We start from the raw sequence: 19,002 nt of genomic DNA, 5'->3' as shown, positions 1-19,002 counted from the left end.
TAAAAGGCGGCTACCGCCGGCAAACCGGACCGGTGAGAGTGAGCGTCGCCCTCGGCACGAGCTCCAGCGCCAGAAGCCGTGTCGGATCGACCGGACGCGGGAGTTGGATCCTGCCGGGAAGAACCGGGCGATAGCCAAGGCCCCAGTAATAGGGCTGGTCGCCGACAAGGAGGATGACGGTCTCGCCGGCCTCTGCCGCGCCTTGCGCGGCGCGGCGCATCAGGGCTTTGCCGATGCCTTTGCCTTTCAGGAACGGGCGCACGGCTAGCGGGCCGAGCATCAGGGCTGGCGCATCACCCACCCCAATCTTCGTCTGGCGGACGGAGCCGACGATCTCTCCGCCGAAATCGGCGACATAGGACAGGGCCGGATCATAGACCGCGAGCTCGCGCACGCGCTCTGCGGCCCGCGTATAGCGGCCCGGGCCGAACGCTTCGTCGGTGATGGTTTCTATGACGTCGAGGTCTGATGCCTCTTCCGGCCGATACCGGATGGCGGCGGGGTCGAACATGGCAGGTCTACTTTGGAGAGAGGGTCACGGGAGCGATCTCGGCCCCCGCGCCCATAGCGCGTCGGACCCGAGTCCGGTCGATCGGCGGCGCCTCAGGCGCTCAGCTGTCCTCGTCGTCGCAGAAGCACGAGCTTCATTCCCCATCACCATGCCGGCCGCTTCCAGCCGATCTTCCGCATGATCGTCAGCGATCAGGCTTCCCGACCTTCGCGCACGATTACGCAGCGAAGGATTAGCACTCGCCTTTTGCGGCGTCCACTGACCGGCGACACTGCGTCATGGCCATTGCGAGGAACAACCGGTCCACGCCGAGGGTTGTTTCCTCATAGGATCGAACGAAACGAATTTTCGCGGAGGACGAGCGTCATGGGCCTTCTGGTCGACGGCAAGTGGCAGGACAAATGGTATGACACGGATTCGACGGGCGGACGGTTCAAGCGCCAGGAATCCTCTTTTCGCAACTGGGTTACGGCCGATGGCTCGCCGGGGCCAGACGGCCAGCCGGCGGAGAAGGCGGAAGCGGGGCGTTACCACCTCTATGTCTCGCTCGCCTGCCCCTGGGCGCATCGTGTCCTCATCGCGCGTAAGCTGAAGCGATTGGAGGAGGTGATCTCCCTCTCGGTTGTCGACTGGCATATGGGCGAAAACGGCTGGGAGTTTTCCGATCGCGAGGGCACGATCCCGGATACGGTTCTCGGAAAGGACAAGCTCTATGAGGTCTATCTCCAAGCCGATCCGCATTTCACCGGCAGGGTAACGGTCCCCGTTCTATGGGACAAACAGCGCGGGACGATCGTCAACAACGAATCCTCGGAGCTCTTGCGCATTCTCGACAAGGGTTTTGCGGAGTTTGGCGAGCCAAGCGTCGATCTGACGCCGGACGGCCTTCTGGCAGAGATCGAGGAGGTCAATCATCGCGTCTATCACGACGTGAACAATGGCGTTTACAAATGCGGCTTCGCGACGACGCAGGAGGCCTATGAAGAGGCCTTCGGCAAGCTATTCGATACGCTCGACTGGCTGGAAGACCGCCTGTCGCGCCAGCGTTACCTGACCGCCTCGGCCGAGCCGACCGAGGCCGATTGGCGGCTCTTCACGACGCTGATCCGGTTCGACGCAGTCTATCACGGGCATTTCAAATGCAATGCCCGCCAGATCGCCGACTATCCAAATCTCTTCGGTCTCTTGCTCGAACTCTATCAGTGGCCGGGCGTCGCGGAGACAGTCAATTTCGACCACATCAAGCGGCACTATTACGAGAGCCATAAGACCATCAATCCGACTGGCATCGTCCCGCTCGGCCCCGTTCAGGACTTGAGCGTTCCGCATAACCGCCATCGACTAGAAGCGGCGGCGAAGGCGGCTTGACGCAAACCGCCACCGCTTAGAGACGCGCGGCGCCCTACCAAAGTGGGTCGGGTTCCGCCCGGCCCGCCCATTCGTCGAGTCGCCGTTTCGTTCCGCTGGTCAGCCCCTCGGGCAAGGCGTCGAGGGGAAAGAAGCCGGCCTCTGCGATTTCGCGGTCCGGCTTCTTGGATGCCGACTGGGACACTCGATCGCAGGCATAGAAGGCGACATGATCGCGTCGCGACATGGCGGCGTTGTGATGGAGCGAAACGAGGCGCAGAGGCGCCTGGGCGGACAGATTGCCCTCTTCCGCCAATTCTCGATGCGCCGCCGCCTCGATGGTCTCGCCGGGATCGACACCGCCGCCCGGCAAATGCCAGCCGCGCACATAAGTGTGTCGGACGAGGAAAAGATGCCCGCTCTCGTCGAAGGCTGCGACCCGAACGCCAAGGGTCATCGGCCGGAGCATCAGATGCGCCAGATGAAATGCGCGAACGAGGATTTTCTGCATACGCTCCGTTTCCTCCGAGCCCGTTTCGCATAGATGACCTGTTTCGACTTGAGGCCGAAGCCTCGCCTCGGAGCGACCGGATCGCTGAAGGCGCGGCTCACAAAGACTATCGAGGGACGCCAGGCGAAACCTCAGCGACGTCGTCGCTGAAGCCGCCGAAAAGCCCCCGCCGTCACAGGACTAGCGATGTTTCGTCTCGCCCATCTCTCCGACATTCATCTCGGTCCCCTGCCGGAATTGTCCTTTCGCGAACTCGCGACGAAGCGCGTCACCGGCTATGTCAATTGGCACCGAAATCGGCGGCGGTCGATGTTCGGCGATACCCTGACCGATCTCGTCGCCGACATGAAGATGCAAGCGCCCGACCATGTGGCGGTGACCGGCGATCTGGTCAATCTGGCGACCAAGAAGGAGACGGTCGCAGCCCGGCTTTGGCTGGAAGATCTCGGCGCGCCCCATGACGTCTCCGTCGTTCCCGGCAATCACGATGCCTATGTGCCCGGCGCGCTGAAGCGCTCCTATAAGGAATGGTACGACTATGTGGTGGGCGACAATCCCCTCCACGCGATCGGCAATTCCTTTCCCTATCTCAGAACCCGTGGCCCCGTGGCCCTGTTCGGCGTTTCGACGGCGGAGGCGACGGCGCCCTTCTTCGCGACGGGCACGTTCCGCCGAGGCCAGGCTCTCGCGCTCGCAAAGCTCCTCGACCAAGCGGGCAAGGCCGGGCAGTTCCGCGTCGTCCTCATCCATCACCCGCCGATCTCCGGCGCGACGTCGTGGCACAAGCGGCTGGTCGGCAAACAGTTCTTCTCAAAGGTCATTCGCGATGTGGGGGCCGAACTCGTTCTGCATGGCCATACCCATCTCGACACGCTCTATTGGCTCGATGGTCCGCAAGGCACGAAGGTGCCAGTTGTCGGCGTTCCCTCCGCAAGCCAGTCCCCCGGCGCGGACAAGCCGGCCGCGCGCTATAATCTGTTCGAGATCGACGGCGAGCCCGGCGCCTGGAGCCTCACCCAGCGTGAACGCGGGCTGCACGAGACCCTGTCCGGCATTGGCTGGGTCCGCGAACGCGATCTCCTGAATGACGGCCGTGCGGTGGATGCACGCCCGCGATCGGATGCGCGGCCGGCTCATGGACCGGTGACGCCGATGGACGAGATCGAAGAGGCGCAATAGGCGAGCGGGTACAGCTCGGAGAGCCTTGAAAGCCACTCAGCTCGGAGAGACGCGACGTTCAGAGTATGATGCCGAAAAGTTTCATGACTTTTCGGAAAAAATCATGCGAAAACAAAGACTTAGAGAGAAATCGCCATCCTGATCTATCGCATTTGGCTCTAGCCGAGGCGCAGACCATACCAGCTGGCGAGCGCGAAGAGCGCGCCGGCGCCAAGGACGATGCCGATCAAGAGCCAGACGAGACCAACGACGAATTCGTTGGAGCCGCCGGCGCGCGGGACCTCATTGGTCTTTTGCGCGGTCGGCCCATGCTCGATTTGGCGCAGAGGCTCGACGCCCCGTTCAGGCTGAGTGCGCAGGCGGGCTGGATCGCCGGCCCGTTCGCTGATGCCGTCCGTCACCGCATAGGCGCGATCCCGCTCGACGATCCGCTCTGCCACGTAGGTCGTCACATGATCGGCGACGGTGCGCGGTTCGGTCGACTCGACGAGGGTGACGCGACCCAGCCTCGTTTCACGAACGAAGCGATAGGTCCGCCGGTCGCGGGCCATCATCACATGAGCCGTGCCGTCGATCCAGAGGCGCGATGTGGGCCCACCACTCAAGGCGAAGTCGAAAAGATCGTCATGGGGGTCGAGTTCTTCGGCAACCGGTCGTAATTCTTCGGCCAGAATCTCCAGCCGCGCGCGGTCCGCTTCGCGAATGTCGATGACGACGTCGGACCGCTGCGCTGCAGCGATCTTCGCTGCCCTGACCGCATCGGCGAGCCGTCTCGTTCCCATCAGGGATGCGACCTTCTCGCTGTTTTCGGCCATGGGGCGACGCCTCGTTCGTTCAGTCTCGTCAACGGTTCTTTAACTTACCGGGGAAGCCGTTCGGTTCCAAGCGGAACCAACACCGACGCGACGCGATGGCGGCATTTCCATCACAGGCGTCCCGCCCCGATGCATCATGAAAACCGGCCGTGCCGGATCGGCACGGCCGGTCTCTTAAAATGACGCAATGCGAAAGCCTGCGATCACTGAGCGAGGATACGATTCGCCGCAGATGCGATGGCGACCAGCGAAGCGGTCACGATGTTCTTGTTGATCGCGACGCCGAAGAGGCGACCGCCAGGATGGGCAATCTCCATGTAGCAGATGGCGCGCGCATCCGAGCCCTGGCCGAGCGAGTGCTCAGAATAGTCGTGGACCGACAGGGGAATGCCGATATGGCGGGACAAAGCATCGACGAAACCGTCGACAGGTCCCGTTCCCTTGCCGGTTACGACGATCTCTTCGCCATTTTCGATCAACGTCGCCTCGACGATCCGCCCTTCCGCGATGTTCGGGTCGGGACGGGTGACGTGATTGACGAAGCGCAGACGCCCTTCGGGCTGTTCCACATAGCGCTCCATGAAGCGATCGAAGATGCGCTTGGATGAAAGCTCCTTGCCCTCTTCATCGGTGATCCGTTGAATGTCCTCACGGAACTCGATCTGCAGATTGCGCGGCAGATTGAGCCCGTAATCCTCCTGCAGGACATAGGCGATGCCGCCTTTGCCCGACTGGGAGTTGATGCGGATGATCGCCTCGTAGGAGCGGCCGACATCCTTGGGATCGATCGGCAGATAAGGCACTTCCCAAGTCGGCGCATTGGCTTGGCGGATCGACTTCATGCCCTTGTTGATGGCGTCCTGGTGGGAGCCGGAAAAGGCCGTGTAGACCAGTTCGCCCACATAAGGGTGGCGTTCGCCGATCGCCAGCTGGTTACAATATTCGTAGACGTCTCTGATCCGATTGATGTCCGAGACGTCGAGCTGCGGGTCGATGCCTTGCGTATACATGTTCAAGGCCAGGGTCACGAGATCGACATTGCCGGTGCGCTCGCCATTGCCAAACAGCGTACCTTCGACGCGGTCGGCTCCCGCCATCAGCCCCAATTCGGTCGCCGCGATCGCCGTTCCCCGGTCGTTATGGGGGTGCAGGGAGATGATCAGGTTTTCCCGATTGTCGAGCTGACGGCACATCCATTCGATCTGGTCGGCATGGACGTTGGGCGTCGACATTTCAACCGTTGCCGGCAGATTGAAGATCAGCTTGTTGTCGGCCGTCGGCTGAATGATCTCCGCGACCGCATTGCAAATCTCGGCGGCGAATTCGAGCTCGGTGCCGGTGAAGCTTTCCGGAGAATATTCGAACCGGTATCCGCCGCCGGCCTTGGCCGCCATGTCGGTGATCATCTTCGCGGCATCAACGGCGATCTGCTTGATGCCGGCCCGATCCTTGCCGAACACGACGCGGCGCTGCAATTCGCTGGTCGAATTGTAGAAGTGGACGATCGGGCGCTTGGACCCTTCCAGGGAATCGAAGGTGCGCTGGATCAGCTCCGGCCGGCACTGGACCAGAACCTGCAGTGACACGTCATCCGGCGCCCCGCCCTCCTCGATGCACCAGCGCGCGAAATCGAAATCGGTTTGCGAGGCCGACGGGAAGCCGATCTCGATTTCCTTGAAGTTCATCGCGAGCAGCAGGGCGAAGAAACGCGCCTTGCGATCATGGCCCATCGGATCGACCAGCGCCTGATTGCCGTCGCGCAGATCGACCGAACACCAGATCGGCGGCGCAGTGATTTCCTTCGACGGCCAAGTGCGGTCCGGCAGGTCGACCACGCCATAGGGGCGATATTTCTCGCCCGCATTGGTCATGGTGCGGCCGCGCCCGCCCGGAAAGGGCTTCTTCGCCTCGATCGTGGTGTCTTTCGCCGGGATCGGGATATTGTGGATGGCGGACATTGTCTTCTTCCTTCAATCGTCTCGTCGATCGGCGGGGCCGGCGGCAATGCCGCCCAAGGGCGTCATCCGCGATCGATCACGTCTTGTAAAGCGCGTTTGAAGGAGCAGGCCGGTCGGGCATCTCAAACCCGGAACCGGTCCATCGACCGCCGGGCGCCCCTTCTCGTTACCGGGCCCGACGGTCGCCGCTAAGGAGAAGAAGAAGGCCGAGAGCGCGCGACGCACGCCGACCCGTGTGGGCGGCGAAAAAGGCGTCGGAATAGGTCGCGGTCGGTTGCATGGCGCAAGAGATGCGACATCGGCGCAAAAAAGGCAAGGCCGGGCCCAGCGGCTTTTTCGCTCGCGCCGCAGGTCGCGCCGTCGGCATCGGCGCCAAAAGGGAGCTGCACCCTCGTCAATGCCGGCCGATAGTCAAACGCCGACCGGACATCATCCGATCGGCGTTGTCATCGTCAATTGCTCAGCCGGACTCCGCTCGCGGAAGCGAGCTGCTGGTCGGCATAGGACTGAGCGGTTCGCCGTTCCGCTTCGCTTGCGAGGCCAAAGACCTCTTCCTGAAGCGGGCGTATCCATTCGCGCTCGCTCTCGTCTGAACGGCGAAGCGCCATGGTGAGCATGGCGAGGCCGCGCACCGGTTCGGGCTCCAAAGCGATCGTACGGCCATCGAAGAGCAGATAGCCGAGCAGCGCCTGGGCGCCCACATGGCCCTTGGCCGCGGCCAGCTTCAACCACCGCGCCGCCTGGCGAGGATTTTCCCGTCCGCCTTCGCCATGCAGCATCATCCGGCCGAGCTCGAACTGGGCCTTCGGATCGCCAAAGAAGGACGCCGCGTGAAAATAGAACTGACGCGAACGCGGCAGATTGGGATCCACATGGCCGGGAATGCCGCGACGAAGATAGTCGGCCAGCGCGACGACGGCGCTCGCCACATAGGCTGCATTGGCGCTAGCGCCGCTCGGATCGTCCGGCTCTCGCACGATCTGCTCGAAAATCTTGAAGGCCTCGAAATCGTTCTCGGGAACGCCGTCGCCATCGGCATACATCCGGCCGAGCTTCCACAGCGCGCCGCGATGGCCCTTGTCGGCCGCATAGCGTAGCGTCTCGAAGGCTTGGCTCTTCTCGCCGCGCTTATAGGCCTTGAACCCTTCTGCGAAGAGCTCGATCGGGCTCGCATTGGGATCGGTCTTCGCCGCTGGGTCGAGCGCCAAGGCGTTGGCTCCCGGAACCGCAGCGAAGATCATTCCCGCAACGCAAGCAAGGAGAAAACGATTAGATGTCCGCATAGCAGTGCTTCTCGGCAGCGCCGCCCGGATGGGTGACGGCGCCAAGGCGGGCCGTTCCAACCTGCTGAGCATATTTCCACAGGGCTCCAGACTGATAGTCCGTCTCCCGAGGCGTCCATTCGGCGCGTCGCGCGGCCAGTTCGTCGTCGCTGAGCGCGACATCGAGCGTGCCGAGGGTCGCATCGATCGTGATGATGTCGCCGTCTTTCAGGAGACCGATCGGACCGGCGACCGCCGCCTCCGGGCCCACATGGCCGATGCAGAAGCCGCGTGTGGCGCCGGAGAATCGGCCGTCGGTGATGAGGGCCACCTTGTCGCCCATGCCTTGCCCGTAGATGGCGGCGGTGGTCGCCAGCATCTCGCGCATGCCCGGGCCGCCCTTTGGGCCTTCATAGCGGATGACGAGAACCTCGCCTTCCTTGTAGTCGCGCGCCGAAACGGCCTTGAAGCACTCTTCCTCGGAATCGAAGCAGCGGGCCGGGCCGGAGAATTTCAGCGTCTTCATGCCGGCGACCTTCACGATCGCGCCGTCCGGGGCGAGATTACCCTTCAGCCCGACGACACCCCCCGTCGCAGTGATCGGGTCGTTCGCCGCTCGCACCACGTCCTGATCGGGATTCCAGGCGACCTTGGCCATATTCTCGGCCAGCGTCCGGCCGGTCACCGTCATGCAGTCGCCATGCAGATAGCCATGCTCGAGCATGGTCTTCATCAGGAGCGGGATCCCACCTGCTTCGAACATATCCTTGGCGACATATTTTCCGCCCGGCTTCAGATCAGCGATATAGGGCGTCTTCTTGAAGATCTCGGCGACGTCGAACAGGTCGAATTCAATACCGCATTCATGGGCGATCGCCGGCAGATGCAGCGCGCCATTGGTCGAGCCGCCCGTCGCCGCGACGACGGCAGCCGCATTCTCCAAAGACTTCCGCGTGACAATGTCGCGCGGCCGGATGTTTCGCGCGATCAGCTCCATCACCATTTCGCCGGAGGCGTAGCAGAAGCGGTCGCGAATTTCGTAAGGGGCCGGCGCGCCGCAGGAGTAAGGCAGCGCGAGACCAATCGCCTCGGCGACGGTCGCCATGGTGTTGGCGGTGAACTGCGCGCCGCAGGAGCCAGCCGAGGGGCACGCCACCTGTTCGATCTCGTCGAGATCCTCGTCCGACATCTGCCCGACCGAATGCTGGCCGACCGCCTCGAACATGTCCTGCACGGTGACCTGACGGCCGCGGAATGTGCCGGGAAGAATCGAGCCGCCGTAAATGAAGACGGACGGCACATTGAGGCGAACCATCGCCATCATCATGCCCGGCAGCGACTTGTCGCATCCAGCGAGACCCACCAGCGCGTCATAGCAATGGCCGCGCATGGTCAGCTCGACCGAATCGGCGATGAGATCGCGCGAGACTAGCGAGGACTTCATGCCCTGATGGCCCATGGCGATGCCGTCCGTGACGGTGATGGTGCAAAATTCGCGCGGCGTGCCGTTGGCGGCCGCAACGCCCTTCTTGACCACCTGGGCCTGACGCATCAGCGCGATGTTACAAGGGGCCGCTTCGTTCCAGCAGGAGGCGACGCCGACCAGCGGCTGATGAATTTCCGCCTTGGAGAGGCCCATCGCATAGAGATAGGAGCGATGCGGCGCGCGCGCCGGCCCTTCCGTCACATGACGGCTCGGCAGTTTCGCCTTGTCGAACACGTTTGCGTCCATTGTCCCCTCGCCTGCTGTCCGCCCCATCCGCGCCTTTCCCCGAAGCGCGCACCCTCTGGGTCGCTTCGTTTTATGGCGGCAACGGGGCATCGAGGCATTTCGGCAAGGTTATGCGATGCGCGGCGGCAATAGTGTTGCTTCGAAAGCACGGCTTTTCATGGCCGCAAAAAAGTGCAGCGCCGCCACAGGGGCAGCGCTGCATGATCTTTTCAAAAAAAAACAGGCTGATCGGATCAGAAGCTGAACTTCAGCGACGCAGTGCCCGCATAGACCATGTCGTTGCCGACAGTCGCGTTGAAGTAGGAGCCTTCCGAGATCGACTGCGAACCATCGGTCCAGTAGCCGACCAGGCCGCCAAGGCGGAATTCCGCCCAGTCGTTCGGCTTCACCGAGACGCCGCCGGAGAGGGTGTAGAGGTCCGTATAGGTGGTTTCCGCACCGGTCGACACGCCGCGATCATAGCCGAGCGCTACGACACCCGAGATCGCGTCGGTGAAGGCGCGGCCGACACCGATCGAAGCCGTGTAACCGTCCCGCCAGTTGTAGGGCTGATAGGTCGAGGTATTACCGACCGGGCTGATCAGGCTGTTCACGACGACGTTGTTGGTGCTCCAATCCGTCCAGCGGAAGGAGGCGAGAAGCAGTGTTCCCTCGGCGATGCCCGTCTGGAACTTCACGTCCAGATATTGCGGGCTGGTCACGTCGGTGAGCGTCGAGGTGAAAGTCGTGTTGCGGATGAGATTGGCTGCCGCATTGCCAGCCTGAGCGACGCCGCCTGTGACCACCGCCGGCAGCGGGATCGTCGTCAGTTCGCCGTTCAGCGTGACATAGGCCGAGTCGGTCACCGTGACATTCGCGGTGCCAGTCAGGTTGTCGTGCTCCACCTCGGACCGGTACATGACCTGGGCTCGCAGCGCGATCTCGGGAATCTCATAGGCCGCGCCGATGCGCCAGCCAGCCTCATAACCACCCTCGATGTCGCTTTCGACCAGCGTCGGCAGAGTGGCCTGCAGGCCGAATCGGTTGAGCTGACCGGCAAGAGCAGCCCCTTGAGGCCCGGATGCGGCGAGCTGGCCGTTCAGGCTACGGAAGCCGAGTGAAGACGCTTGGAAGTTGAAGTCTTCGACGAACAGGCCGCCCAGGAAGCTGAAGCGCCCGTAGTCCGACGCATAGCTGACGCGGCAGGTTGCGCCGAATTCGTTGGAGTCGAAGCCGATGGTGCGCGTCCGGGACAGAGCCGAAGTGCCGGGATTGCTCGAGACGAGACGGTCGGAGAGCTCGCCGCTCTGCGTCGCGGAGTTCTGGAAGGGAAGCGCACCGCCCGGCGAGCCACGATAATCCGCCTCGGCCGCGAAGGATTCGGTGTAATGAACGGCGCAGGCCGCCATATCGTTACCAACCGAAAAGGCCAAAGACGGGATGTCGTAGGTCTGGCTGTATTCGCCAAAATCCCCGCTGACGCCGTTGATGCTCTCGAAGCTACGCTTGGGGTTCACATAGGTGAGACCGGTGCGCATGTTCACCGTTCCCGATTCATAGAGAATATCGGTGTCTGGCGTCCCGCGCTGAAAACCGCCCGCAAGCACCGAAGTGCTCGACACGGAAACGGCCAAAGCCGCGAGCCAACGCTTGTGTATTGTCATCGTTTCTCTACTCCCCCAAGAACCCCGTCCAGCGACCTCTCCGAACGCCGGCAACATTGACGCAAGCGTAAAGCACCGGCCGAAGAGCGCAATAGTTGTCAAACGCTTGGGTGGGAAACTGTCGCATCGCAGTCACAGACCATACGTGCATACGACAATTCTCTGGTCGCAGACTGGAGACCACCCGCAACAGCTAGGAAATTCAAGGATATAAAGACGATCAACAGATTGAACGCAGAGAATTCCGGCTGCTTCCAAGTCTCAAAAGCCCTGTTCGAACGGAATCGAGCGAATGGATCGATTGATCCAGATGGCGATGCGTTGCCGTTTCGACACGATAATCGTCATGCGCCGAAGGATTCGCGTGATGGCTCAGCCGCTTAGAGCATCAGGCGGTCAATCGACATCGCCACATGTTTTCGATCGCCTTGATCCCGAACCGGGTTGCCTAAGAACCCATACCCAGGTTTTCGTCCGGCGCTGCAAGAGAGCGGGGTGGACCCATGCTATTATCATCTGGAGTGGCATTTGGGGCGAGGGAGACCAAGACGCATACCGCAATCGTTTTTCGATTGCGCAAGGTGTTCGAGACATGGGTCTACGGCCTTAATGAGTCGAGGATGACGACCGGGCTCAACACTCCGACCGATCGTCGGCCTTTTCCATTTGATACAACAGGACCAACACAAGAGCCCGGTCGCATCCCTGCGACCGGGCTCTTGTTCATTCTATCCGTCCAGGCGGCCCTCAGGTTTAGCGGCCCGACGAACAGACTGGATCAGGCGAGGCGTTGCAGCGCAGCCTTGAGGCTTTCGACCTCGCGGCTATAGGCCTCGCGCTTCTCGCGTTCCTGGGCAACGACTTCGTCCGGCGCGTTTGCGACGAATTTCTCGTTTCCAAGCTTCTTGTCGATACGGGTGATTTCGCCCTCGGTCTTGCCGATCGCCTTGGTCAGGCGCGCGCGCTCGGCCTCGATGTCGATCATGCCAGCGAGCGGCAGGGCGAAGGTCGTCTCGCCCACGATCAACTGCGCGGCCTGAGCGGGGACTTCGTTTGCCTCCGTCACGCTCTTCAAACGCGCCAGGCGCTTCAGCTGGGGCCCGTGCCGCTCGAGCCGATCGCGCGTGAGCGGATCGGGTGTAATAACCACCAGATCAGCCTCGGCGCCGGCTGGCACGTTCATCTCGGAACGAACCGAGCGGATCTCGGAGACGAGATCGACGAGCCAGTTGATATCCGCAGCCGATTCGGCGTCGGAAAAATTGAGCGTCGGCCAGTCGGCATGGCAGAGAAGACCGCTGCGGCCACCCTCGCCCGCCGTCGTTCCATAGAGCTCTTCCGTCATGAAGGGCATGAAGGGATGCAGAAGAGCGAAGATGCGATCGAGCGTATAGCCCATCGTCAGGCGAACCTCGTCCGCGGCCTGCGCGTCCTCCCCGTTCAAAGTCGGCTTCGACAGTTCCACATACCAGTCGCAGAAGAGGTTCCAGACGAAGCGATAAAGCGTCGCTGCCGCGTCGTTGAAGCGGAAGGCTTCGAGCGCGGCTTTCGTCTCCTCGCTCGCGCGGGCGAGTTCGGTCACGATCCAGCGGTTGATCGGAACTGTCAGCGAGGCCGGCTCGAGATCGACACCGTGCTTGGCGCCGTTCATCTCGGCAAAGCGGGCCGCATTCCAGACCTTGGTGCCGAAATTGCGATAGCCGGCAATCCGCTGGGGATCGAGCTTCACGTCGCGGCCCTGGGCGGCCATGATCGCCATGGTGAAGCGCAAGGCGTCGGCGCCGAACTCGTCGATCAGATCGAGAGGGTCGATGACGTTGCCCTTCGACTTCGACATCTTGGCGCCGTGCTTGTCGCGAACGAGCGCATGAACATAGACCGTGCCGAAGGGCGCCTGGGGCATGAATTCCAGCCCCATCATCATCATCCGGGCGACCCAAAAGAAGATGATGTCGAAGCCGGTCACGAGCACCGAGGTCGGATAATAGGTGGCGAGCTCGGGCGTCTCGTCCGGCCAGCCGAGCGTCGAGAAGGGCCAGAGCGCGGAGGAGAACCAAGTGTCGAGAACGTCCTCGTCGCGCTTCAGGAAGCCTTCGCGCTTGGCCGGGTCCTCGGCCATGGCGCGGGCCTCGTCGTCGCTGATCGTGCCGTTCGTCACATAATGGGCGAGCGCGGCGGCGACCGCCTCCGCCTCGCTCTTCTCGACGAAGATCGATCCGTCCGGTCCGTACCAGGCCGGGATCCGATGGCCCCACCAGAGCTGGCGCGAGACGCACCAGGGCTCGATATTGTCCATCCACTGGAAATAGGTCTTCGACCAGGTTTCCGGCACGAAGCGGGTCTTTCCCTCTCGCACGGCCGCGATCGCAGGCGCAGCGAGCGTCTTGGCATCGGCGAACCACTGGTCGGTGAGCATTGGTTCGATGACGACGCCGGAGCGATCGCCGAAGGGCTGCATGATGGGCTTGTCTTCCACCATGATCATCAGGCCGTCCGCATCGATCGCGGCGACGACCTTCTCGCGCGCCTCGAACCGGTCGAGGCCGCGATAGTCCTCCGGCACGAGATTGATCTCGTCGACGGCGCCGGCATCGGGCGCCTTGCCGGAGGCGACGATCTCGGCGGCCCGTTTCGCGGCCTCGGCATAGGAAGCGCCGTCGCTGCGCAGGTGGCCGCGCGTATCCATCAGCCGATACATCGGCAGGTCGTTGCGGCGGGCGACCTGATAGTCATTGAAGTCGTGCGCGCCGGTGATCTTGACCGCGCCCGAGCCGAAATGCGGATCGGGATATTCGTCGGTGATGATCGGGATCAGCCGGCGATGCTCTTTCGGCCCAACCGGGATTTCGCAGAGCTTACCAACGATCGGCGCATAACGCTCGTCATCGGGATGAACGGCCACCGCACCATCGCCCAGCATGGTCTCGGGGCGTGTCGTGGCGATCGAGATATAGTCGCGCGTCTCGCGGAGCGTGACGTTTCCGTCTGCGTCCTTCTCGACGTATTCATAGGTCTCGCCGCCGGCCAGCGGATATTTGAAATGCCACATATGGCCGGGGGTCTCGCGGTTCTCGACTTCGAGATCGGAGATCGCCGTCTCGAATTTCGGGTCCCAATTGACCAGCCGCTTGTCCTTGTAGATCAATCCCTTGCGGTAAAGCTCGACGAAGACGTGGAGGACGGCCTTGGAGAGGCCCTCATCCATGGTGAAACGTTCGCGCGACCAGTCGCAGGAGGCGCCCAGTCGGCGAAGCTGGCCGAGGATCGACCCGCCCGATTCCGCCTTCCACTCCCAGACGCGCTCGATGAAGGCTTCACGGCCCAATTCCCGGCGCGTCACATTCTCGCCGCTCGCCGCCATCTGGCGCTCGACGACCATCTGCGTCGCGATGCCGGCATGGTCGAGACCCGGCTGCCAGAGGACGTTCTTGCCACGCATACGCTCGAAGCGCACCAGGATGTCCTGCAGCGTGTTGTTCAGCGCATGACCCATATGGAGGGAGCCAGTGACATTGGGCGGCGGTATGACGATCGAATAGGGATCGGCCCCGTCTTTCGCGCCGGCTCCGGCGGCAAAGGCGTTTGCCTCTTCCCACTGGGAAGCGATACGCGGCTCGATCGCCGCCGCGTCATAGGTCTTTTCGATCATCATCCGTCCAGTCGCACGAAGACGAGCGGTCCGGACCGGCGGCGTCCCGCCCGTCGCAAAAGAGCACGGGGCAAGCGGCGGAGCCCGAAAGGACCACTCGAAACAATCCAGGGCCCGGAGAAGCATTCGAAGGGTTGGCGAGACGGCGCCGAAACTGGCGTCCTCGCGCATCCCATTCGCCCCCACCGGACGTCAAAGGTCGGGACGGGTTAAAGCCGAAGAGGAAGAAGTGTCAACGCACCGCCATACGCCTTGACCTCGTGTCCCGGCTTTTTCGCAAAGCCTGGACACGAGGTGGGGTGGGGCTGAGGATTGGCCTCAGGCGCGGCGCGGGCCGCGAGCCACGCGCTCGATCTCTTCGCGGACCATCCGCTCCACGATGGAGGGAAGATTGTCCTCCAGCCAATCGGAGAGCATCGGCCGAAGCATATCGCGGACCGTATCGTCCATCCGGGCGAGTTGATCGGCGCGCACGGCCTCGGCGAGCTGATCGAAGGACGAGGAGATTCGTCCTTCCACTTCGCTCGAGACGAGCGAGAAGATACCGGCAGTCTGCTCTTCGCCTTCTACAGGCATATCAGGCGCGGTCGGCTGGCCTTGGGCCTCTTCGCCGCGACGGAGGTGCGCCGATCCAGCCACGCCCTTCGCAGGGCTCGCCTCGTCGGAGACCGTCTCGCCGGCCGAGGCTTCAAGCTGGACCTCGTCCGCACTCAGCGCCTCGGGCTCATCGGCGGCGGCCAGGATAGAGATCGCTTCGGACAAGCTCGAGCTCGGCGCAAGCTCTTCCACATCGGGCGTGGCCGGCCGGGCAAGACCCAAAACAGCAACGGTCGCCAACGGCGCGGCTTCCGCCTGCAGATGCTCGCCTGAGGACTGCTCGGCATCGGCCGCGCGCATCGATGCCTGCTCGGCAGGGGCCTTGAACGGTTCGAAAGCCGGGCGACTGCGGCGCTCGTGGAGACGAGCCGACTCGCTGACCTCGTCCTTGGTCTCCGACTCGGTCAGACCGGCATTGGCGAGAAGCTCCGAAGCGAAGGCCGCCTCGTCGAATTCGTCGTAAAAGGACGGCACCGAGCCGCCGAGATGCTCGAACTGGGTATCCATGGCCGCCTCCTCCGCCTGGAGATCGGCGGCCATTTCCGTCTCCCGATAGTCCCGTACGGCGTTTTCCAGCGAAGCTGCCCGCATCCGCGCGACCGAGAGCGTGGCGAGTTCCTCGACTTTCGAGGCGATGCGCTCGGCATCGGCCGTCTGTGTCGCGCCAGCGAAGGGCGTCTTGCCCTCATCATTCGACGCGGTGAGGCTCACGGGTTTGCCAGACGACCGTGCCGTGACCGGAGCCTCGGCGCCTGCGCCGTCGGCTTGCATGGATGGCGCGGCGTTGGCGGCCTTTGCGGCTGGCTGAACTGCACCGGCAGAGCGGTTCTCGTCCTCCGACCCTTTGTCGCGGCCCGGCTGCGAACCGGTGTCCGCGCGGTCCTCCCGGCCTTCGATGATGCGACGGATCGAAGCCAGGATATCGTCCATGGACGGTTCTTGAACCGGAAGAGCGCTGCCCATTTCAAAGCTCCTGCGTCACGCTGATTGACGACCGTTACCGGACGAATCGTGCCCGAAGCCTACGTGTCCGCGGAGCAAGAGGGAATCCTCCCCGCGCCGAAAGGCATCACTCTCCTCAACTTTTGCAATGCAATTTTGGGCTCGACGGCGATGGGGCTCGCAATAAAGCGAAAAGCCCGCGCGAAGCGGGCCTGACAATCGATCAATTGGCTCGGGCCTAGGAACCTGAATGGGCGCCCTTAACGGATGGCACCGGATCGGACCGCTTTCTGCCCGACAGGCCTGCGACGAAAAAACGCCGCCCGAACGATCGGCGACTCAAGCGATGCTCAGCGCCCGTCCGGCGTCCGCAGGCCGTACCACTTGTCTTCGACCTCAATATAATGGTCATTCGGATTGTAGGTCGGACCTGCCAATGCAAGGCGTCCCCCACTGAGGCGCCCCATGGCCGAAAGCAAGGCATAGCCCGCCACGACCTCATCGCGCTGCGATCCGACGAGGAGAATCTGCGCGGTGATGACGTCGCCCTGCGCATCGAGCACATCGAGGGTCGTGCGCTGCCCGACATTGCGCTCCTCGATGACGCCGTTCAAGGCAAGCTGGGCGGCGCGCACCTGCGCCGTATAGCCCTGAATATTCGCACGAGCAGCCTTCAGCTGAGCCCAGGCGGTCGCGACCGCGGCGCGGACCTGATCGCGCGTTCCATCCACCTCAATGCGCCGCTGACCCAACACTTCCTTTTGCTGGCGAATGCGTGAGGTGGCAGCACCGCCCTGATAGATCGGAATCGAGATCTGCGCCCCGACGGTCGCCGAGACCTGATTCTGCGTTGTGACCTGAGGCCCACTATCCCTGACACCCGGCAGATTGCCGCCATCACTGTCATTCAAGGAATAGGTATCATTCACCCGCCCCTGCAGGCTCACGGTCGGCAAGAGTGCGCCTTCGGCGACCTTCACCTGGAACGATGCGGCATCGACGGAGGCCAGCGTCGCCAGAATGGCCGGATGCTCGCGCTGGGAGACGTCATAGGCCTGCGCAACGGAATTGGGCAACGAAGCCGGCAACTTCCCAGGCTGAAGATTCTCGGGCGCGTCGCCGATCACGTTGAAATAGGTCGCCTCGCTCGCTGCGACCTGGGACAGCGCGCTGTTCAGAAGCGCCGTCGCCAAAGCCTGCTCGGCTTCTGCCTGGCTAACATCGGTGCGGGTGCCCTCACCCACTTCGAACCGCGCCCGGGCCGAGCGGACCTGCTCCTGAAGGAAGGAAAGATTCTGGCGGCGGAGCGCCGCGATCTGCCGATCGCGCAAGACGTTCATATAGGCCGTCGCGGCGTCGGAGAGAATATTCTGCTCGGTATTGGCGAGGTTGAATTGGCTCGCGCGGACCTGAGCCTCGGCGGCCGAAACGTTGTTCGGTGTCTGAAAACCGTCGAAGAGGGTTTGATCAAGCTGGATGCCGCCGCCGATCGACATCTGGCGCGCGTCCTGGGTGCTGATGTCGTCGCCGAAGGTCGTCTGGGACCGGGTCGCGGAGGCCGAGCTCGTGGCGCTCAGTCGAGGACGCAGGCCCGCACGGGCCTGGGTGACGTTTTCGTCGGTGGCGCGGAGCTGGGCACGCGAGGCGTTCAGATCCTGATTGTACTGATAGGCCTTTGCGAGAGCGCTGGCCAAGGTCTCGGCATGGGAGGGGAGCGAAAAGGCCAGCAACGAACTCGCCGCCAGCAAGGCTCGGAACCAATTCGATCTGGGCAAAGGCTTAACTCCAGGCTGTTCAGAGCCAACACTCACGGGAATGATCCCGACACCCGGCCCTGAACGAAAGGCATTGGCAATGCGTCGCGCGACATGAGCGGTCGCAGCGCTTGCTGCATTGACCAGCCAGAGAGGTTCGGAATCAAGCCGAGACTTCGTGACAACGCGCCTTTGCTGGGGAACAGGCGCAATTTTGCAACGCGATTCGCACCCGTCGCCCGGTTCCGGCAACGCGCAATCATTCGCCGCGTCGGCACAAGCACCGACCCCGGACGAGTCCCGACTGTCAGGAGGACGCGCGGCGTTTGGAAGTCAGAAGACGAATTCGGCTTTCTTCTGGAAGCCCGGCAGGGGCTTGATCGCGCAATTGAACCCGAAGCGATCGGAAACGATCCCCTCGTGATCCTTGATATAGATGCGCGCTTCGGCCGCAAGGCCGCGTCCGATCACCGCGACGAGGCGCCCGCCCGGCCGCAGCTGCTCCAGGAACGTCTCGGGAAGAACCTCGATCGCCCCCTCGAACAGGATGACGTCATAAGGCGCTTCGGTTTCGTAGCCCTTGTTGAGCGGGCCCGTCACGACGGTGCAGCTGACATAATCGAGCCGCGTCAGCGTGTCGTTGGCGGTCTCGGCAAGGCTCTCGTCCTCCTCCAGCGCGACGACCGAGCTGGCGAGATGGGAGAGGACAGCCGCGCCATAGCCGGTACCGCAGCCGACATCGAGAACCACGTCTTCAGGTGTGATCGAGGCGAGCTGGAGAAGCTTGGCGAAGGGCGAAGCCTCCATCAGGAAACGGCCGTTTCCGATCGGCAGATCCTCGTCGATATAGGCGAGCGGACGGCGGGAGGCCGGCACGAACTCTTCGCGCGGCACGGTCAGGAAAGCCCGGAGGATCGAATGGGACGTTACATCCGTGGTTCGGATCTGGTTGTCGACCAGCCGGGTCCGGGCCGTTTCGAAGTCCATCGCTGCCATCCTGTCTCGTCACATAAGCCGCTGAGCCACGTCCGCTTCCTTAGTCGCGGCTCGGAATACGCGCAAGCACCAGCGTTACCGCAACAAGGCCGCAGAGGCCGAGACA

At 62.8% G+C, this 19,002-nt stretch carries 13 protein-coding genes; 2 read left to right on the top strand and 11 right to left on the bottom strand.

What is annotated here, in order from left to right; genetic code table 11:
* Positions 1-10 precede the first annotated feature (10 nt).
* Positions 11-511 carry a GNAT family N-acetyltransferase gene (locus B9A15_RS07405; protein WP_084409397.1) on the bottom strand — a complete coding sequence of 167 codons (501 nt, stop codon included), beginning with the start codon at positions 509-511 and terminating at the stop codon, positions 11-13.
* 366 nt (positions 512-877) lie between these two features.
* On the opposite strand from B9A15_RS07405, the gene B9A15_RS07400 reads away from it, so the two are divergent.
* Positions 878-1,879 (top strand): glutathione S-transferase family protein, encoded by a 1,002-nt coding sequence (locus tag B9A15_RS07400; RefSeq protein WP_084409396.1) that lies wholly within the window; start codon positions 878-880, stop codon positions 1,877-1,879.
* A 34-nt stretch (positions 1,880-1,913) separates the two neighbouring features.
* Here B9A15_RS07400 and B9A15_RS07395 read toward each other — a convergent pair whose 3' ends face one another.
* Positions 1,914-2,369 (bottom strand): NUDIX domain-containing protein, encoded by a 456-nt coding sequence (locus tag B9A15_RS07395; protein WP_084409395.1) that lies wholly within the window; start codon positions 2,367-2,369, stop codon positions 1,914-1,916.
* A 186-nt stretch (positions 2,370-2,555) separates the two neighbouring features.
* On the opposite strand from B9A15_RS07395, the gene B9A15_RS07390 reads away from it, so the two are divergent.
* A complete protein-coding gene (locus tag B9A15_RS07390; protein ID WP_084409394.1) occupies positions 2,556-3,548 on the top strand; it encodes a metallophosphoesterase family protein in 993 nt (330 codons plus the stop codon).
* Between the two features lie 158 nt (positions 3,549-3,706).
* Here B9A15_RS07390 and B9A15_RS07385 read toward each other — a convergent pair whose 3' ends face one another.
* The 9 genes from B9A15_RS07385 to B9A15_RS07340 all read right to left on the bottom strand — a co-directional run bounded on the left by B9A15_RS07385 (position 3,707) and on the right by B9A15_RS07340 (position 18,887).
* A complete protein-coding gene (locus tag B9A15_RS07385) occupies positions 3,707-4,363 on the bottom strand; it encodes a hypothetical protein (protein WP_084409393.1) in 657 nt (218 codons plus the stop codon).
* Positions 4,364-4,566: 203 nt separating this feature from the next.
* Positions 4,567-6,234 (bottom strand): 2-isopropylmalate synthase, encoded by a 1,668-nt coding sequence (gene leuA / locus B9A15_RS07380; RefSeq protein WP_244556833.1) that lies wholly within the window; start codon positions 6,232-6,234, stop codon positions 4,567-4,569.
* Positions 6,235-6,773: 539 nt separating this feature from the next.
* Entirely contained in the window at positions 6,774-7,604 is an 831-nt protein-coding gene (locus tag B9A15_RS07370) for a tetratricopeptide repeat protein (protein ID WP_084409390.1), read from the bottom strand.
* Positions 7,591-9,315 carry a dihydroxy-acid dehydratase gene (ilvD, locus tag B9A15_RS07365; protein ID WP_084409389.1) on the bottom strand — a complete coding sequence of 575 codons (1,725 nt, stop codon included), beginning with the start codon at positions 9,313-9,315 and terminating at the stop codon, positions 7,591-7,593. The genes B9A15_RS07370 and ilvD overlap by 14 nt, the downstream gene beginning before the upstream one ends.
* Before the next feature lie 233 nt (positions 9,316-9,548).
* Positions 9,549-10,958 (bottom strand): outer membrane protein transport protein, encoded by a 1,410-nt coding sequence (locus tag B9A15_RS07360; protein WP_084409388.1) that lies wholly within the window; start codon positions 10,956-10,958, stop codon positions 9,549-9,551.
* Between the two features lie 778 nt (positions 10,959-11,736).
* Positions 11,737-14,607 (bottom strand): valine--tRNA ligase, encoded by a 2,871-nt coding sequence (locus B9A15_RS07355; protein ID WP_084409387.1) that lies wholly within the window; start codon positions 14,605-14,607, stop codon positions 11,737-11,739.
* A gap of 318 nt (positions 14,608-14,925) precedes the next feature.
* Entirely contained in the window at positions 14,926-16,134 is a 1,209-nt protein-coding gene (locus B9A15_RS07350; RefSeq protein ID WP_244556826.1) for a PopZ family protein, read from the bottom strand.
* A gap of 362 nt (positions 16,135-16,496) precedes the next feature.
* The gene (locus B9A15_RS07345) at positions 16,497-17,876 is read right to left on the bottom strand and encodes a TolC family outer membrane protein (RefSeq protein WP_280173782.1); all 1,380 of its coding nucleotides are present in this window, start codon (positions 17,874-17,876) and stop codon (positions 16,497-16,499) included.
* A 357-nt stretch (positions 17,877-18,233) separates the two neighbouring features.
* The gene (locus B9A15_RS07340) at positions 18,234-18,887 is read right to left on the bottom strand and encodes a protein-L-isoaspartate O-methyltransferase family protein (RefSeq protein WP_084409385.1); all 654 of its coding nucleotides are present in this window, start codon (positions 18,885-18,887) and stop codon (positions 18,234-18,236) included.
* Positions 18,888-19,002 lie beyond the last annotated feature (115 nt).

The organism is Fulvimarina manganoxydans (assembly GCF_900176465.1).
Classification (GTDB): Bacteria; Pseudomonadota; Alphaproteobacteria; order Rhizobiales; family Rhizobiaceae; genus Fulvimarina; species Fulvimarina manganoxydans.
This window is presented reverse-complemented; position numbering and strand designations above follow the sequence as displayed.

Bases quoted from the DNA above. Each gene is read 5' to 3' on its own strand.
- B9A15_RS07405 (WP_084409397.1), bottom strand. From the start codon at position 511: ATGTTCGACCCCGCCGCCATCCGGTATCGGCCGGAAGAGGCATCAGAC.
- B9A15_RS07400 (WP_084409396.1), top strand. From the start codon at position 878: ATGGGCCTTCTGGTCGACGGCAAGTGGCAGGACAAATGGTATGACACG.
- B9A15_RS07395 (WP_084409395.1), bottom strand. From the start codon at position 2,369: ATGCAGAAAATCCTCGTTCGCGCATTTCATCTGGCGCATCTGATGCTC.
- B9A15_RS07390 (WP_084409394.1), top strand. From the start codon at position 2,556: ATGTTTCGTCTCGCCCATCTCTCCGACATTCATCTCGGTCCCCTGCCG.
- B9A15_RS07385 (WP_084409393.1), bottom strand. From the start codon at position 4,363: ATGGCCGAAAACAGCGAGAAGGTCGCATCCCTGATGGGAACGAGACGG.
- leuA (WP_244556833.1), bottom strand. From the start codon at position 6,234: ATGACCAATGCGGGCGAGAAATATCGCCCCTATGGCGTGGTCGACCTG.
- B9A15_RS07370 (WP_084409390.1), bottom strand. From the start codon at position 7,604: ATGCGGACATCTAATCGTTTTCTCCTTGCTTGCGTTGCGGGAATGATC.
- ilvD (WP_084409389.1), bottom strand. From the start codon at position 9,315: ATGGACGCAAACGTGTTCGACAAGGCGAAACTGCCGAGCCGTCATGTG.
- B9A15_RS07360 (WP_084409388.1), bottom strand. From the start codon at position 10,958: ATGACAATACACAAGCGTTGGCTCGCGGCTTTGGCCGTTTCCGTGTCG.
- B9A15_RS07355 (WP_084409387.1), bottom strand. From the start codon at position 14,607: ATGATCGAAAAGACCTATGACGCGGCGGCGATCGAGCCGCGTATCGCT.
- B9A15_RS07350 (WP_244556826.1), bottom strand. From the start codon at position 16,134: ATGGACGATATCCTGGCTTCGATCCGTCGCATCATCGAAGGCCGGGAG.
- B9A15_RS07340 (WP_084409385.1), bottom strand. From the start codon at position 18,887: ATGGACTTCGAAACGGCCCGGACCCGGCTGGTCGACAACCAGATCCGA.